This window comes from Kitasatospora sp. NPDC004289 (assembly GCF_053602875.1).
This window is the reverse complement of sequence record NZ_JBSGEL010000052.1, coordinates 1-13,417: the sequence shown is the minus strand read 5'-3', so window position 1 is coordinate 13,417 and position 13,417 is coordinate 1. Positions and strand designations below refer to the sequence as shown.

At 74.3% G+C, this 13,417-nt stretch carries 14 protein-coding genes; 10 read left to right on the top strand and 4 right to left on the bottom strand.

All coding sequences use genetic code 11. From position 1 onward, the window contains the following. Window positions 1–2 precede the first annotated feature (2 nt). Window positions 3–980: a sphingomyelin phosphodiesterase gene (sph, locus tag ACWEPF_RS28725; RefSeq protein ID WP_452174824.1), complete on the bottom strand. Its 978-nt coding sequence runs from the start codon at window positions 978–980 to the stop codon at window positions 3–5. 252 nt (window positions 981–1,232) lie between these two features. Here sph and ACWEPF_RS28720 point away from each other — a divergent pair, with 252 nt between their 5' ends. From ACWEPF_RS28720 to ACWEPF_RS28710, 3 genes are all read left to right on the top strand, one after another. After that, a complete protein-coding gene (locus ACWEPF_RS28720; protein ID WP_345288715.1) occupies window positions 1,233–1,772 on the top strand; it encodes a SigE family RNA polymerase sigma factor in 540 nt (179 codons plus the stop codon). After that, on the top strand, window positions 1,765–2,508 hold the full coding sequence (locus ACWEPF_RS28715) for a L,D-transpeptidase (RefSeq protein WP_452174823.1): 744 nt from the start codon (window positions 1,765–1,767) through the stop codon (window positions 2,506–2,508). The genes ACWEPF_RS28720 and ACWEPF_RS28715 overlap by 8 nt, the downstream gene beginning before the upstream one ends. Window positions 2,509–2,651: 143 nt before the next feature. Further along, complete coding sequence (locus ACWEPF_RS28710; protein WP_452174822.1) at window positions 2,652–4,499, top strand: hypothetical protein; 1,848 nt, start codon at window positions 2,652–2,654, stop codon at window positions 4,497–4,499. A 7-nt stretch (window positions 4,500–4,506) separates the two neighbouring features. Here the strand turns inward: ACWEPF_RS28710 and ACWEPF_RS28705 are convergent, their stop codons facing one another. The 3 genes from ACWEPF_RS28705 to ACWEPF_RS28695 form a co-directional block, all read right to left on the bottom strand. Beyond that, window positions 4,507–5,541: an SDR family oxidoreductase gene (locus ACWEPF_RS28705; RefSeq protein ID WP_452174821.1), complete on the bottom strand. Its 1,035-nt coding sequence runs from the start codon at window positions 5,539–5,541 to the stop codon at window positions 4,507–4,509. 101 nt (window positions 5,542–5,642) lie between these two features. Next, a complete protein-coding gene (locus ACWEPF_RS28700; protein ID WP_452174820.1) occupies window positions 5,643–6,215 on the bottom strand; it encodes a TetR/AcrR family transcriptional regulator in 573 nt (190 codons plus the stop codon). A gap of 201 nt (window positions 6,216–6,416) precedes the next feature. After that, the gene (locus tag ACWEPF_RS28695) at window positions 6,417–7,655 is read right to left on the bottom strand and encodes a glycerophosphodiester phosphodiesterase (protein ID WP_452174819.1); all 1,239 of its coding nucleotides are present in this window, start codon (window positions 7,653–7,655) and stop codon (window positions 6,417–6,419) included. Between the two features lie 314 nt (window positions 7,656–7,969). Here ACWEPF_RS28695 and ACWEPF_RS28690 point away from each other — a divergent pair, with 314 nt between their 5' ends. The 7 genes from ACWEPF_RS28690 to ACWEPF_RS28660 all read left to right on the top strand — a co-directional run. Next, complete coding sequence (locus tag ACWEPF_RS28690; RefSeq protein ID WP_380148431.1) at window positions 7,970–8,272, top strand: urease subunit gamma; 303 nt, start codon at window positions 7,970–7,972, stop codon at window positions 8,270–8,272. A 53-nt stretch (window positions 8,273–8,325) separates the two neighbouring features. Next, a complete protein-coding gene (locus ACWEPF_RS28685) occupies window positions 8,326–8,634 on the top strand; it encodes an urease subunit beta (RefSeq protein WP_452174857.1) in 309 nt (102 codons plus the stop codon). Then, on the top strand, window positions 8,631–10,352 hold the full coding sequence (locus tag ACWEPF_RS28680) for an urease subunit alpha (RefSeq protein ID WP_452174818.1): 1,722 nt from the start codon (window positions 8,631–8,633) through the stop codon (window positions 10,350–10,352). The genes ACWEPF_RS28685 and ACWEPF_RS28680 overlap by 4 nt, the downstream gene beginning before the upstream one ends. An 11-nt stretch (window positions 10,353–10,363) precedes the next feature. Further along, on the top strand, window positions 10,364–11,080 hold the full coding sequence (locus ACWEPF_RS28675; protein WP_452174817.1) for an urease accessory protein UreF: 717 nt from the start codon (window positions 10,364–10,366) through the stop codon (window positions 11,078–11,080). Between the two features lie 46 nt (window positions 11,081–11,126). Further along, window positions 11,127–11,759 (top strand): urease accessory protein UreG, encoded by a 633-nt coding sequence (ureG, locus tag ACWEPF_RS28670; RefSeq protein ID WP_380148683.1) that lies wholly within the window; start codon window positions 11,127–11,129, stop codon window positions 11,757–11,759. After that, window positions 11,744–12,505 (top strand): urease accessory protein UreD, encoded by a 762-nt coding sequence (locus ACWEPF_RS28665; protein ID WP_452174816.1) that lies wholly within the window; start codon window positions 11,744–11,746, stop codon window positions 12,503–12,505. The genes ureG and ACWEPF_RS28665 overlap by 16 nt, the downstream gene beginning before the upstream one ends. 79 nt (window positions 12,506–12,584) lie before the next feature. Further along, on the top strand, window positions 12,585–13,417 hold an 833-nt coding region (locus ACWEPF_RS28660; protein WP_452174815.1), incomplete at its 3' end, for a protein kinase domain-containing protein.

The window sequence follows — 13,417 nt, the reverse complement described above, 5'->3', positions numbered from 1 at the left end:
GTTCAGCCGCCGACCACGGGGTAGTGGTCGGAGAGGTCGTTGTAGGTGTAGCTCTTGCCCCAGCTGGAGACGGTCCACGGGTTGCTGTGGAAGCGGACCACGTCGTTGGTGTAGCTCTGCGGGCGGGCGTGGTCGGCCCGGTAGAGGACGTAGTCCAGGTCCTCCTTCGGCTCGCCCGGGTAGCGGTAGGCGGCGATGGAGTTGTCGGCGGTGTCGAAGGAGTTGACCCAGCCGGTGCGGCTGGTGGCCGGGGCGAGGTTGCCGTTGGCCAGCATCGACGGGTACTCGGAGTCGTGCGAGTTGACGTTCAGGTCGCCGGTGACGATGACCGGCTCGCTCGCCGGGATGTTCTTGGCGTCGATGAAGTTCTTCATCGCGGTCAGCTGGGCGGCCCGGACGGTGGCCGGCTGGCCGCTGGAGCAGCCCGAGTCGGTGGACTGCAGGTGGGTGCCGACCACGTGGGTGCGCTGGCCGTTGACGTTCAGCACGGCGTACACGAAGCCCTTGTTGGACCACCAGTCGGCGCCGCAGGCGTCCTTGTAGACGTACTGCTCCTTGCGCAGGATCGGCCACTTGCTGAGCAGGGTGACGCCGCCGTCCTCCGGGGTGGTGGAGGAGTAGCTGCCGGAGGTGGCGTCCCAGCCGGAGGTGGAGCGGCCGACCACCGGGGTCTGGTACGGGTAGGCCGCCTTGGCGAGCGACTGGAGCTTGTCGGAGGCGGCGTTGTCGAACGCCTCCTGGAGCACCACCACGTCGTTGCCCTGGAAGAAGGAGGCCGCCGCGATCTCCTTGGCGCGCAGGTCCTGGCCCCAGTTCGGGTACAGGCTGGTGCTCATCAGGAAGACGTTGTAGGTCAGCACCTTGAGCGGGGCGACGGTGACGGGCGCCGACTCGGCGTGCGCGGAGGGGACGGCCAGGGTGCCGAGCACGGCGGCAGCGGCGGCGGCGGTGACGGCACGGCGGAGGGACCGGTGGGGCATCGAGGCTCCGTGGTGAGAGGGTCTGAGGGTGACGGGGGCTCGTCAACGGACGAGGTGTTGTGCAGTCAACTTGTGGCCGGTCACCGGCGGCAAGACGCCGGGAGAGCATCAGATGAACTCGGCTGGAACTAGACCTACTGTCCAGTACGAACGATCTGCCGATCCGTTCGAAGCCGGTGCAACCTTCCTCCGGGGCCGTGCGTAGACAGGTGTGCAGGCAGGTCGGAGAGAACGAACGGGGCGGGACGGAAGATGACGGACGAGGAGTACGGCGCGTTCTACCGCGCCTCCTTCGCCCTGTTGGTGCGTCAGCTGTACGCGATGACGGGCGACTTCGGGGAGGCGCAGGACGCCGTCCAGGAGGCCTTCGTCCGGGGGTGGGACCGCAGGTCCAAGCTCAGCCGGGACGAGGGCGGCCCGGAGGCCTGGATCCGCACCGTCGCCTGGCGGCTCGCGGTGAGCCGCTGGCGGCGGGCCCGGCGCGGGCGCGAGCTGGAGCAGGAGCGGATGCGGTTCGCCCCGCAGGTCGCCGCCGCGCCCGGCCTGGAGCACACCGAACTGGTCGCCGCGCTGCGGCGGCTCCCCGCGCCGCAGCGGCAGGCGGTGGTGCTCCACCACCTCTGCGACCTGTCGCTGCAACAGATCGCCGCGGAGACCGGAGCGGCCCTCGGCACCGTCAAGGCCCGGCTCTCCCGCGGCCGGGCGGCGCTGGCCGAGCACCTGCGCGAACAGCCGGACCAACTGACCGTGGTCGAGGGCGGCCGCCGGACGGAGGCGAACCACTGTGCATGACAGCGACGCGACGCCGGAGCTCGACGAACTGACCGTCCTGATCCGGGGAATGGCCGCCGAGGCGCCGACCGCGCTGCCCCTGCCGTACGAGGCCTTGCGCCACGCCGGGCGGGCCAGGCGGCGACGGCGGCGGACCGGGATGGCCGCCCTCGGCACGGCGCTGGCGATCGGCGGGGGCGCGGTGCTCTGGCCGGGGAGCGGACCGGCTGTCGAGGAGCTGAGCGGGCGGCCGGCGCCGGTGGTCTCGACGGCGTTCGGCACGCCGCCGCCGGCCGACCGGCCCTTGGAGGTGGCGGCCCAGCCGGTCCCGTCGGCGACCGAGGACCCGGGGCCGGAGCCGTTGCCGCCCGGCCAGGTGCGCGCGGTGGTCGACCTCTCCTCGTTCGACGTGCGCGTCAACGGGACGGACGCCGCCCGGCCGTGCAGCGTGGGCGGACCGGGCTCCCCGACCCCGTCCGGGCGGATGACCGTGATCTCCCGTCAGGCGGTGGTGGTGATGGACTCGCAGACCGGCCCGTTCCTGACCGTGGGTGACAGGAGCACGTACCACCTCGAACTGAACTGGGCGGTGAAGCTCTCCGCCCCCGACGGCACCTCGGTCTGGATCGCCGAGATGCCCTGGCGCGCGCCGGGCGCCGGCGGGTCCACGGCCGGGGACATCGGTCTGGGGAGGGGGGACGCGCGCTGGTTCTACGAGCGGGTGGCGGTCGGGGACACGGTGGAGGTGCGGAAGTAGCGCCGGGGGGCACGCGCGGCGGAGCCGCCGAGCAGCAGCGCCTCGCGCCCCGGTGACCCTTCGGGCCCCGGTTGGCGTAACCGTCGGATGATCCGTGTCGTTGGACAAGTAGGTCAGGGACGGTGCGACGTGGGGAGCTGAGGGTGCTGGGGCTGAGCGGAGAATCGGTCCGCCTCACCGATGCCGAGGCGGCGTTGGTGGCCAACTACCCACGGCTGGTCGGGATCGCCCGGTTCGTGCTGCCGGACGGCAGGACGCGGCACCGGCGGGTGCTGGCGGCCCACGCGGCCGTGCAGCGTGCGCTGCCGCTGCGGGGCCCGGAGACGGAGAACCCGGCGCAGACGTACGCCGTGCTGCGGCTGCGGCTGCTCCGGGGCGTGCTGCGGCCGCGACGGCGGGACCGGCTGCGGCCGGGGCCGGTGGTGCTGGGGCTGCGCCTGTTCAGCATGGGCGGCGACCCGGACGAGCTGATGCTGGACCGGGAGTTGGGGGCGCTGCCCCGTCCCGCCCGGGCGGCGTTCGCGCTGGGGCTGGTGGACGGTCTGACGCCGGATCGGGCGGCCGGGCTGCTGGTCGAGGCCGGGGTGGCCGAGGACGAGGCGGCGCGGGCCGTCCGGGCGGCCGGGCCCGCGTTGGCGGCGGCCCGGGCGCGCGGGGACGGGCCGGAGCACTGGCCGGGGTTCGACGCCTGCCGGGTACGGGTGCAGCCGAGCGACCTGCTGCGCCGACGCCGGGTGGCCGGCGGGGTGGCCGGGGTCCTGGTGCTGACCGCCGCGGGGTTCGGGGTGGCGGCGCCCTCGTCGACCACGGCGGTGCGTCCGCCGTCCGCCCCGCCGCCGATGGCCGCGGCGGCGGCCCGGACGGAGGTGGTGCGGGTCGCGGACGACCTGTGGCGGCGGACCGCCCGGGTCGACTTCACCGCCTGGCCCGGCCGGGGGGACCGGCGGACCGACGGGGCGTTGGTGGACCGGGCGGTCGCCGCCTGGCGGGCGGCGGGCCCGGGGACGGCGGTCGAGGCCGGTACGGTGGCCCGGCCGCCGGTGGAGGCACCGCACCTGCTGTACGCCGGGACGGTGGACGGCACGACGGTGGTGCTGCTGTTCGACGGTGCCCGGCTGGCCCGGTACACCGACGGGCCGCGCGGCGGACTGCTGCTGGGGCGGGCCGAGGACTCCGACGTGACCAGCGCGGCGGCCGTGGTGCTGACCCGGACGGCCGCAGGCGTGCGGTACCTGCTGGCGCCGTGGATCGACGGCAGCGAGACCCGGCGGATCGACCAACCGGCGCTTGCGGCGCAGCCGTTGGCGAAGGCGGACGGGGTCACCGGGCCGGTCCCGGTGGTCGCGGTGGCGACCGGGTGCCCGGCGCCGGTGGTCCTCCAGCTGAGCTCGACCCCGGTGGTGGCCGAGCAACACGCCTTCCTGCTGGCCGACTTGGGGGGACTGCGGCCGGCCCGGCTGAGCTACACCCCGCCACCGGAGCAGGGACCGGCGCGGTCGCCCCGGGAGGCGGTGAGCGCGGAGGCGCTGCGGCTGTGGGCGTCGGCCGGCTGTGTGGCACCCGATGTCACGGCGGGCGTACGGCAGTTGAACCTGTGGGCGTTCGCCGGGCAGGCGCTGCCGGAGAACGCCGGGCGGGCGGAGTGGCTCTGCCTGCGGGCCGACCGGTGGGGCGGGGACGGCAGCGCGGCCACCGCCGTCCTGCTGCCGGGGGCCAAGACGGCGCAGCGGACCGGGCGGGCGGAGGGGCGGGCCTGCAGCCGCTACGAGCAGGACACCCTGGGGTGGACCTGGTGGCGCTCGCCGCAGGGCGTGGAGTACGTGATCGCGGCGGCCAGCCGGCGGGTGGAGCGGATCCGGCTGAGCGGCCCGGGCTGGGGGGTGGAGCAGGCGCCGGCGGACCGCACGCTGGAGGTGGTGCGGCCCCGCCGCGAGCAGGTCACGGTCGAGGCCGTCCAGCGCAACGGCACCTTCCTGGTCCCGCTGCCCTGAGCCTCCGTCAGGCGCCCGGCCGGCGGCCGAAGTCCTCGGCGACCAGGCGGTCCGCCCAGCGGCGCACGACGTCCGCGACCGGTGCCTGCGCGAGGCCGGCGGCGCGGGCCAGCCGGTCCGCGGAGGCGGTGTCGTAGCGCTCCTCGGAGAGGAAGGACAGGGTCTCCGGATCGGCGCCGGTGAGGGCCTGCGGGAGGCGGCGGACCAGGCCGACCGGGATCCGCAGCCGGGGCGGGCGGACGCCCAGGTGGGCGGCCAGGAGGCCGATCAGCTCCGGGAGTTCGGGGGTGGTGGGGTCGAGCACGGTGTGCCGGGTGAGCGGTTCGCGGTCGTGCTCGGGAGTGGCCGCCAGGAAGCGGGCCAGGTGGTCGACGGCCACCACCGGGACGAAGGTGCGGCGGCTGCCCGGCAGGGCGGGCAGCCGGCCCCGGTGCAGCTGGTCGACGAGGGTGGCCAGGCCGAGGTACTGCCCGGCCTCCCCCGTGGCGGAGTGCCCGATCACCGCGCTGGGGCTCACCACGCTGAGCGGCAGGCCGAGGTGCGGTGCCAGGGCGCGCAGGGCCGAGTCGCCCTCGGACTTGGAGGCCTCGTAGGCACCGAGCGTGCGGTAGAGCCGGTCGGCCTCGGCGGGCGGCAGCGGGACGGGGCGGTCGCCGACCCGGTAGCCGGAGAGGTGGACCAGGCGGCGGAGGCCGGGGCGGGCGGCCGCCCAGCGGGCGACGTGCAGCGCTCCGTCGTGGTTGGCGGCCCGAGCCTCGGGGCGGCCGAGGCCGAAGCGGTAGAGCGCGGCGAGGTTGTGGACGTCCCGGACGTCGTGGAGGCGGGCCTCGTCGGCGGGGGAGAGGCCGAGGTCCGGGCGGGTGATGTCGGCGGTGACGGTGGTGAGGCGGTCGGCCGGGGCGTCGTGGGCGGCGAGCCAGCCACGGAGGGCGGCGGCCCGGCCGGGGCGGGTGGCGGCGGCCACGGGGCGCCCCTGGGTGAGGAGTTCGAGGACCAGCCAGCGGCCGATGAAGCCGTTGGCACCGAGGACGAGGGTGGACATGGGTACTCCTTATGAGTGGACCGGTCTACATATTCTGTGGATGTGGAGGACGACGTGGTGGACGTAGACGTGAGTGGGTGCGGGTCGGTGCTGAGGGTGGATCAGGCCAGCAGGAGGGCGGCCGAGCGGGCCGCCTGGTCCAGCGGGAGGCGGCTGTGCTGGACGCGGGCCAGCAGGAGGGCGCCCTCGATCAGCGCGAGGACGGCTCCGGCGGTCGCGTCGGCGGCGGCCCGGTCCCGGCCCTCCTCGGTCAGCAGCTCGGCGAGGGTGGACTGCCAGTCCGCGTAGGTGTCGGCGCAGAGGCGGCGCAGCGGCTCGTTGGTGGCCGCCACCTCCAGCGCGACGGTGGCGATCGGGCAGCCCTTGCGGTAGTCGGACTGCTCCATCCGCTCGGCCAGCAGGCCGACCAGGGTGGTCACGGTCGCGGCGGCGTTCTCCGGGTGGGAGGCGCCGACGGCCTCGATCATGGCGCCGATCTCCTGGCCGGCCTCGGTGAGCGCCTGGGCGACCAACTGGTCCTTGCCGGACGGGAAGTGGAAGTAGAGCGAGCCGCGGGGGGCTCCGCTCTCGGCCAGCACCAGGTTGAGGCCGGTGCCCGAGTATCCGTGCGCCTCCATCAGGTCCCGGGTGGCGCGGACCAGCCGCGCCCGCGTCTCCTCGCCCTTGGCTCCCATGCGGAGCAGAGTAGACCGGTCGTCATATTCGCGTCCAGTGGGGGAGGGCCGTGGTGCCGGGATGCGCCCCGCAGGGGCGCGAGGAACTGCGCGGTTCGGGAGGCGACGCACCTGCAACCCGAGCTCCGTCAGCCGGTTGCAGGTGCTGCCGTTCCCCCGCGCAGAGTTCCTCGCGCCCCCGGGTTGACCACTTTCGCCAGGTCAGGAGGGGATTCCCTTCGCCGCCCAGAAGTCGGCGCGGGCGAGGCGGCTGGTGTCGGTCTGGTCGGTGAAGAAGCCGTCGACGCCCTGGTCCATCAGGAAGCGGGCCCAGGCGATGGAGTCGCCGTAGGCGTTGGGGTCGGTGCCGCGGCGGAAGTCGGCGGGGAGGAAGGCGTTCTCGTTGCGCAGGGTGTACGGGTGCAGCAGGAGCCTGGCGGCGTGGGCGTCGGCGACCAGGGTGGTGACCGGGCGGAGCTTGCCGGTGGCGGGGTCGACCGGGGCGATCAGGTTGGTGGTCGGGCCGATGCCGTGGGCGTAGCCGGCGATCCAGCACAGGCCGGCGGGGGTGACCAGGTCGGCGACGGTACGCGGGTCCTTGGCCAGGACGAAGTCGTAGGGCTGGGTGCCGGCGTCGCTGAGCAGCTGGATGCGCGGGTTGTCGACCAGCTTGGCCAGGCGCTGGAGGCTGCTCGGCTCGAAGGACTGCAGGACGGCCCGCCCGTTGCGGCCGGCCAGCCCGGCGCGCCGGAGCTCGGCGGCGAGGCGCTCCTCGAGCGGCAGGCCGATGGAGCGGAAGTAGGAGGGGTGCTTGGTCTCGGGGTAGAGCCAGACCTCGCGGCCGGTGGTGCGGGCGCGGCGGGCTGCGAACTCGGCGACCTCGCGGAAGGTGGGGATGGCCCAGCGGCCGTCGTAGAGGGTGTTGTGCTGGCGCTGGAGCGGCAGCCGCTCCTTGGCGCGCAGGGTGCGCAGCTCCGCGAGGGTGAAGTCCTCGGTGAACCAGCCGGTGACGGCCTTGCCGTCGATCGTCTTGGTGGTCCTGCGGGCCGCGAACTCCTTGTGGTCGGCGACGTCGGTGGTGCCGCCGATCTCGTTCTCGTGACGGACCACCAGGTGGCCGTCCTTGGTGGGCACCAGGTCCTGCTCGATCACGTCGGCGCCGAGGTCGAGGGCGTGCTCGTAGGCGCCGATGGTGTGCTCGGGGCGGTAGCCGCTGGCGCCGCGGTGGGCGACCACCAGGGGGTGGGGGAGCCGGTCCAGGCCGGTGCCGGTGCGCACGGCGGGGCGGGTGCCGGGGGTCCGCAGGGCCTCCGGGGCCTCCTCCGCGCCCTGGTGGCCCTGGCCGTCCGCGGCGGCGGCCGGCACGATGCCGGACCCGAACGCGGCGGCGCCGACGCCGACCGCTCCGCCCGCCCGGAGGAACCAGCGGCGCGAGGTCTCTGAGCTGTGAAGGTCCGTCATGTCGTCTCCCCGGTCGGTGTCGTGTCCGTCCGTACGGTAGGAGGCGGGCGTCGCCCTGTCGGTGCCCACCGGGCGAACCCTGTGGAAAGCTCCAGTGACGGGCCGGTGGGGAGGGCGGGGCGGCTGGAGGATCCGTGGTCCGGGTCAAAGCTTCGCAATCGCCTCGGGAATGGCGTTGAGAGGGTCTGGAAATCGCTTGGAAATCTGATCGTAAATTCCCCTAAAAGAGCGTCAGATGCCCTGGTGGGAGCGGGTGGTGCGTGCTCCGAAGGTCCGCTACGGTGTGCCGAAAAATCTCTCCGAGGTGTGTGCAGATGAGGCTCACTCCCCATGAGCAGGAACGCCTGCTCATCCACGTCGCGGCCGACGTGGCCCGCTCCCGGCGGGCCCGTGGCCTTCGGCTCAACCACCCCGAGGCGGTCGCCCTGATCACCTCGCACGTGCTGGAGGGCGCCCGGGACGGCCGGACCGTCGCCGAGCTGATGGAGTCCGGCCGCGAGGTGCTCGGCCGCGAGGACGTCATGGAGGGGATCGCCGAGATGATCCCGGACGTCCAGGTGGAGGCCACCTTCCCGGACGGCACCAAGCTGGTCACCGTGCACGGGCCGATCCGGTGAGCGCGCCGGTGGCCGCGCGGGTGGCCGCGCCGGTGACGACGGCGGCCGAGGCCCTGACGCCTGGTGAGGTGCTGTACGGGGAGGGGGAGATCGGGCTGAACGCCGGTGCTCCCGTGAGCGGGCTGACGGTCCTGAACGTCGCCGACCGGCCCGTGCAGGTCGGCTCGCACTACCACTTCGCCGAGGCCAACCCGGGGCTGGAGTTCGACCGGCAGGCCGCCTACGGCCTACGGCTGAACGTACCGGCGGGGACGGCCGTCCGCTTCGAGCCGGGGATCCCGGTGGCGGTGGAGCTGGTGCCGATCGGCGGGCGGCGCGAGGTGCACGGACTGCGCGGAGAGGTCGGAGGGGCGCTGGGATGAGCGGGTACGCGCTGAGGCTGAGCCGGGAGCGGTACGCCGCCCTGTACGGGCCGACGGTCGGGGACCGGATCCGGCTGGGCGACACCAATCTGCTGATCGAGGTCGAGGAGGACCGCTGCGCCGGCGGCGACGAGGCAGTCTTCGGCGGCGGCAAGGTGATCCGGGAGTCGATGGGCCAGGGCCGGGCCTCCCGGGCCGAGGGCGCCCCCGACACGGTGATCACCGGTGCCGTGGTGCTGGACCACTGGGGCGTGGTCAAGGCCGACGTGGGCATCCGGGACGGCCGGATCACCGCCCTGGGCAAGGCCGGCAACCCGGAGACCATGGACGGCGTCCACCCGGAGCTGGTCATCGGTCCGGAGACGGAGGTGATCTCCGGCAACGGGAAGATCCTCACCGCCGGGGCGATCGACGCCCATGTGCACTTCATCTGCCCGCAGTTGGCGGACGAGGCGCTGGCGGCCGGCATCACCACCCTGGTCGGCGGCGGCACCGGGCCGGCCGAAGGGACCAAGGCCACCACCATCACCCCGGGCTCCTGGCACCTGGCCCGGATGTTCGAGGCGATGGACGGCCTGCCGGTCAACGTCGGCCTGCTCGGCAAGGGCAACACCGTCAACACCGAGGCGATGCGCGCGCAGCTGCGCGGCGGCGCCCTGGGATTCAAGATCCACGAGGACTGGGGCGCGACGCCGGCGGCGATCGACGCCTGTCTGCGGGTGTGCGAGGAGAGCGGAGCCCAACTCGCCATCCACACGGACACCTTGAACGAGGCCGGGTTCGTCGGGGACACCCTGGCGGCGATCGCCGGGCGGGGCATCCACGCCTACCACACCGAGGGTGCGGGCGGTGGCCACGCCCCGGACATCATCAGCGTGGTGTCGGAGCTGAACGTGCTGCCCAGCTCGACCAACCCGACCCGGCCGCACACCGCGAACACCGTGGCCGAGCACCTCGACATGCTGATGGTCTGCCACCACCTCAGCCCGCACGTGCCGGAGGACCTGGCCTTCGCGGAGTCGCGGATCCGGCCGTCGACCATCGCGGCGGAGGACGTGCTGCACGACCTGGGCGCCATCTCCATCATCAGCTCCGACTCGCAGGCGATGGGGCGGATCGGGGAGGTGGTGCTGCGGACCTGGCAGACCGCGCACGTCGGGAAGGCGCGGTGGGGCGCCCTGCCGGGGGACGGCCGGGCGGACAACCACCGGGCGCGGCGGTACGTGGCCAAGTACACGATCAACCCGGCGGTGGCGCAGGGGCTGGACGGGCTGGTGGGCTCGGTGGAGACCGGGAAGCTGGCGGACCTGGTGCTCTGGTCGCCGGCCTTCTTCGGGGTCAAGCCGGAGCTGGTGGTCAAGGGCGGGCAGATCGCCTGGGCCCAGATGGGGGACGCCAACGCCTCCATCCCGACGCCCCAACCGGTGCTGCCGCGGCCGATGTTCGGTGCGATCGGCCGGGCGCCGGCCGCGAACTCGGTCAACTTCACGGCGCCGGCGGCGGTCGAGGACGGCATCGCCGAACGCCTGGGCCTGGGCAAGGCGTTCGTCCCGATCGGCAACACCCGGGGCGTCACCAAGGACCACCTGGTCAACAACACCGCCCGGCCGGACGTCCGGGTCGACCCGGACACCTTCACCGTCACCATCGACGGCGAGGCCGTCACGTCCGAGCCCGTCACCGAACTGCCGCTCGCCCAGCGGTACTTCCTGTTCTAGGGGAGGGCGGGATGACGGACACGGACACCCGCCCCGGGCCGCCGTTCGCGGGCGGGTTCGGCCCGGGCGGGGGCGTCGCCGCGTTGTTGCTGCTCGCCGACGGGCGGTTCCCCGCCGGGGGGCACGCGCACTCCGGCGGGGCGGAGGCCGCGGTGCGGGCGGGGCGGGTGCGCGATGCGGAGAGCATGGCGGCCTTCCTGCTGGGCCGGCTGCACACCGCGGGGCTGACCTCGGCCGCTCTGGCCGCCGCCGCGGCGCTGGAGCCGGGGCGGGTGGACGCGTGGGACGAGGCCGCCGAGGCGCGGACCCCCTCGCCCGCGCAGCGGGCGGCGAGCCGCAAGCTCGGCCGGCAGCTGCTGCGGGCGGCCCGGGCGGCGTGGCCGCACCCGGTGCTGGACGGCCTGCGGGAGCGTCACCCCGGCGGCGTGCACCAGCCGGTGGTGCTCGGTGCCACCGCCCACGCGGCCGGCCTCGGCCCGCGGGAGGCGGCGGCGGTGGCCGCGTACGAGAGCGTCAACGGGCCGGCCACCGCCTGCGTCCGACTGCTCGGACTGGACCCGTACCAGGTCACCGCCCATCTGGCCCGGCTCGCGCCGGACCTCGACGCCGTCGCCGCAGCCGCGGTGGCGGCCGCCGGCCGGGGGGAACTCCCGGCCGCTTCGGCCCCGTTGCTCGACGTCTACGCCGAGCGGCACAGTTCCTGGAAGGTGCGTCTCTTTGCATCGTGACCACGTCGACCCCTACGACGTCTCCGTCCACCACACCCACTCCGCCGTGTCGGAGCGGCCCCGGACCCCTCGCGCGCTGCGGATCGGCCTCGGCGGCCCGGTCGGCTCCGGCAAGACCGCGACCGTGGCCGCGCTCTGCCGCGAGCTGCGCGAGGAGCTCTCGCTCGCGGTGGTGACCAATGACATCTACACCACCGAGGACGCCGAGTTCCTGCTGCGCAACGCGGTGCTGCCGCCGGAGCGGATCACCGCGGTGGAGACCGGCTGCTGCCCGCACACCGCGATCCGGGACGACATCTCGGCCAACCTGGAGGCGGTGGAGGAGCTGGAGGCCGCCCTCGGCCCGCTCGACCTGATCCTGGTGGAGTCCGGCGGCGACAACCTGACGGCCACCTTCAGCCGGGGCCTGGTGGACCACCAGGTCTTCGTCATCGACGTCTCCGGCGGTGACAAGATCCCGCGCAAGGGCGGCCCCGGCGTCTCCACCTCCGACCTGCTGGTGGTGAACAAGACCGACCTGGCCCCGCTGGTCGGCGCCGACCTGGCGGTGATGGCCCGGGACGCCAAGGCGCAGCGCGGCGAACTGCCCACGCTGTTCACGGCGTTGACCGCACCGGACGGGATCGCACCGGTGGCGGCCTGGGTCCGGGCCCGACTGGCCGAGTGGCAGCGGCGGTGACCGCCGGGGCCGTCCTGGCCGGCTCGGCGGTCACCCGGATCACCGCCGAGCCGGACGGCCGGGGCGGGACCGCGCTGCCCGAGCTGGCCGGGAGCGGCCCGATCGCGGTGCGCCGCACGCTGGGCGCCGCGCCCGGTGCGCACGTGGTGCTGGTCGGGGCGATGGCCGCGCCGCTGGGCGGCGACCGGCTGGCGGTGCGGGCCACCGTCCGGCCGGGCGCCGCGCTGTACGTCACCAGCGCCGCCGCGACCGTCAGCCTGCCAGGGCGGGAGGGCGGTGAGGCCCGCTACGCCGTGGAGTTGACGGTGGGAGAGGGTGCGCTGCTGGACTGGCGGCCGGAGCCGGTGGTGGCCGCGAGCGGCAGCCACCTGGTGCTGACCACGGTGGTCGAGCTGGCCGCCGGGGCCCGGCTGCGCTACCGGGAGGAGCAGGTGCTCGGCCGGGCGCACGACTGGAACCGGGGAGCCCCGCCCGGCCGTCTCACCTCCCGCCTGACCGTCCGTCAGGCGGGCCGGACGGTCCTGGACCAGCAGACCGACCTGGGCCCCGGCGCTCCCGGTTGGGACGGTCCGGCCTGCCTGGGCGGACACCGGACGGCGGGCCAGCTGCTGACCGTCGGGCTGCCCGCCCCGGCCGTCCCGGAGGGGGTGGACGCGGTGCTGATGGTGCTGCCGGGGGAGGCGTCCTCGCTGGTCACGGCGGTGGCGCCGGACGCCCTGGCACTGCGGGGGCTCCTGGGGGGTTGAGGCCGGAGGGGCTTCTGGCAGACTGTGCGCGAATTGACGGTCGGTCAGTAGTCCGTACCGGCCATGACAAGGGGGCGGCATGTGGGGTCGGGGGACCGTGCTCGGGGAGCGGTACAAGCTCACCGAACGGGTCGGCGGCGGCGGGATGGGCGACGTCTGGCGGGCCGAGGACGCCGTGCTGGAGCGCGAGGTCGCGGTCAAGATCATGCACCCCGGCCTGCTGGAGGACCGCAACTTCACCGAGCGGTTCCGCCGCGAGGCCCGCATCCTCGCCACCCTCAAGCACCCCGGCATCGTGCACGTCCACGACTACGGGGAGCCCGGTGAGGGCGAGGGCGAGCGGATCGCCTACATCGTCATGGAGTTCATCGACGGCAAGCCGCTCAACGAGGTGCTCACCGCCGACGGCCCGATGGTGCCCGCCAAGGCGCTGGGCCTGATGGCCGACGCCCTGGACGCGCTGCACGCCGCCCACCAGCGGGACATCGTGCACCGCGACATCAAGCCCTCCAACCTGATGCTGCGCAGCGACGGCGGGGTCACGGTGACCGACTTCGGCATCGCCCACGCGATGGCCGGCACGAAGATCACCACCACCAACTCGGTGCTCGGCACCGCGCTCTACATCGCCCCCGAGCAGGCCGACGGAGGCTCGTCCTCGCCGGCCTCCGACCTGTACTCGCTCGGCGTGGTGGCCTTCGAACTCCTCACCGGGCAGCTGCCGTTCACCGGCGAGACGGTGCTGGAGATCGTGCTCAAGCACATCCAGCAGCCCGCGCCGCAGCTCGGCGAGTCCTTCCCCGAGCCGGTCCGGGAGCCCGAGGATGGCGAGCTTCAGCATGCGCCCATGCTGCCATGCCGAGCGCCCGGCTATATCGCTTCCGTGATACCTCGGAATCGATGTATGGTCTG

Bases quoted from the DNA above. Each gene is read 5' to 3' on its own strand.
- sph (WP_452174824.1), bottom strand. From the start codon at position 980: ATGCCCCACCGGTCCCTCCGCCGTGCCGTCACCGCCGCCGCCGCTGCC.
- ACWEPF_RS28720 (WP_345288715.1), top strand. From the start codon at position 1,233: ATGACGGACGAGGAGTACGGCGCGTTCTACCGCGCCTCCTTCGCCCTG.
- ACWEPF_RS28705 (WP_452174821.1), bottom strand. From the start codon at position 5,541: ATGTCCACCCTCGTCCTCGGTGCCAACGGCTTCATCGGCCGCTGGCTG.
- ACWEPF_RS28700 (WP_452174820.1), bottom strand. From the start codon at position 6,215: ATGGGAGCCAAGGGCGAGGAGACGCGGGCGCGGCTGGTCCGCGCCACC.
- ACWEPF_RS28695 (WP_452174819.1), bottom strand. From the start codon at position 7,655: ATGACGGACCTTCACAGCTCAGAGACCTCGCGCCGCTGGTTCCTCCGG.
- ACWEPF_RS28690 (WP_380148431.1), top strand. From the start codon at position 7,970: ATGAGGCTCACTCCCCATGAGCAGGAACGCCTGCTCATCCACGTCGCG.
- ACWEPF_RS28680 (WP_452174818.1), top strand. From the start codon at position 8,631: ATGAGCGGGTACGCGCTGAGGCTGAGCCGGGAGCGGTACGCCGCCCTG.
- ACWEPF_RS28675 (WP_452174817.1), top strand. From the start codon at position 10,364: ATGACGGACACGGACACCCGCCCCGGGCCGCCGTTCGCGGGCGGGTTC.